Genomic DNA, 1245 nt, shown 5'->3' with positions numbered 1-1245 from the left:
TCCGTCTCGCCCAGCGCGTAGTGCCGGGCGATCGCGTAGATGTAGCGCGGGTCGTCCGGCACCGCCGATTCGAGCACCTCGGCGATGCGCTGGTGCAGCCGGCGCAGCGCACCGTCGTCCAGGCCGACCAGCAGCGCCTCCCGGATCCGGTCGTGCGGGAACCGGTAGCCGTCCGGCCCGGCGGTCTTCACCAGCCGCCGCGACTCAGCCTCGGCGAGCACGTCGGCGGCCCGCCGCGGGTCGGTGCCGCAGACGTTCGCGACCAGATCGACCGGGAACCATCGACCGGCCGCGGCCCCGGCGGCGAGCAGCGTGCGGCTCTCCGCGCCCAGGCTGTCGATGCGCTGCAACACCAGATCGACCGCGTCACCGGAGAGCTCGAGGCGGTCCAGCCCGTCCAGGTCGAGCCGCCAGCCGTTCCACGACGGCGCGATGAGCCCGGCGTCGAAGACCGCGCGGACGTACTCGCCGATGGTGAACGGATTGCCGCCGGCCCGGGCCGCCAGCTCCCGGATCTGCCCGGCGGGCAGCCGCACCGCGCCCAGGTGCTCCGCGACCAGCTGGGTCACCGCGTCGGCGTCCAGCGGATGCAACGGGATGCGGGTGTCCAGAGTGGCGTCCATGTCCGCGCCGAAGCGGTCCAGCGCGGCCGCGTTGTCGGGGTCGTCGCGGCTGGTAGCGATCACCAGCAGCGGGGTGCCGGTCAGCCGGCTGGTCACCCGCTGCAGCACCCGGCGGGTCGGGCCGTCGAGCCACTGCACGTCGTCGATGTGCAGGACGGCGCCCTGGAACTCGTCGGCGAGCCCGATCAGGAACGCGGCGCACGCGTTGATGAACTGCTCCGCGCGGTTCAGCTCGGGGATCTCGGGCGCCTGCACCAGGTCGGCCAGCAGTGGCGACAGCGTGCGCAGCAGCGGGCCGCCGCGGCCGGCGGCCCGGGCCAGCCGCTGCACGGCCTGGTCACGCTCGGTGGGCGGCAGCTTCTCGACGGTACGCAGGTAGCGCTCGACCGCGCCACGCAGCGGCGCCAGCGGGACCGGGTCGTCGGGCGCACATTTGCCGTACAGGACCAGGTCACCGTCTCGCGCGACCGCGTTCGTCAGCTCCCGCACCAGCCGGGTCTTGCCCGCGCCGCCCGGTCCCTCGACGATCGCGGCGCCGCCCCCGCCGGACCGCGCCCGCAGCCACCGGTGGGCCAGCGTGATCATCTCGTCGTCGCGGCCGACCAGCCGGTTGGTGCCCCAC

At 74.7% G+C, this 1245-nt stretch carries 1 protein-coding gene; it reads right to left on the bottom strand.

Features of this window, described 5'->3' with window-relative positions:
- Positions 1-1245, bottom strand: a 1245-nt coding sequence (locus tag AB0M20_RS44415) for an AAA family ATPase (RefSeq protein ID WP_364307605.1), incomplete at both ends; no start/stop codon positions are given.

This window comes from Actinoplanes sp. NPDC051633, from assembly GCF_040681735.1.
Lineage (GTDB): Bacteria > Actinomycetota > Actinomycetes > Mycobacteriales > Micromonosporaceae > Actinoplanes.
The sequence above is the reverse complement of the archived record's forward strand: the minus strand, read 5'-3'. Positions and strand labels throughout refer to the sequence as shown.